Genomic DNA, 529 nt, shown 5'->3' with positions numbered 1-529 from the left:
AGGGTGTTCGCGGCGCTCTTACGCTGCCGGACGACGCCCCAGAGTTGGTCGTCGCCGACGCTGTAGCAGCCGTGGAACTGCCGGACTCCGTGCAGCTTGTGGTAGTTCGCGGGCAGTCGGTGTGGGTGCCCGGTCGGCGCCCATTGCGTGCCGGCCTGGGGGCGGATCACCAGGGGCCCGAACTCGTCGAACGCGAACATCCGCTGTGGGAAGTGGCTGCTGACGTACTCGATCCGGGCGAGTTTGGTGTCCCGGTCGGGGTCGGTGGACTCCTTCCACGTCTTGGTCCGTTGGAAGGTGATCCGGTGCCGGCGCAGGATCTGCCGTAGCCGTTCCCGTCCCACCCGGACTCGTCGGCTGGAGTGAAGGCGCAGGTGGTCGGCGAGCTTGCGGATGCTCCAGCGGGTGAACGGCCGCCCCAACTTTTCGGGGCGGGTGTTGGCCGTCTCGAGGATGAACTGTTCTTCGTCAGGACTGATCTGGCGGGGACGGCCACCCGCCCACTGAGGGTCCAGGCTGGCCATCCCCA

The 529-nt window shown here is 67.7% G+C and carries 1 protein-coding gene; it reads right to left on the bottom strand.

Features of this window, described 5'->3' with window-relative positions:
• Positions 1–529 (bottom strand): helix-turn-helix domain-containing protein (locus ACPXCB_RS31560; RefSeq protein ID WP_425879780.1); only part of this gene is annotated, 529 nt, incomplete at both ends.

This window comes from Micromonospora sp. DT62 (assembly GCF_049847285.1).
GTDB classification, from domain to species: Bacteria; Actinomycetota; Actinomycetes; order Mycobacteriales; family Micromonosporaceae; genus Micromonospora; species Micromonospora reichwaldensis.
Note: the sequence above shows the minus strand (reverse complement) of the source record. Positions and strands in the feature narration are given on the sequence as shown.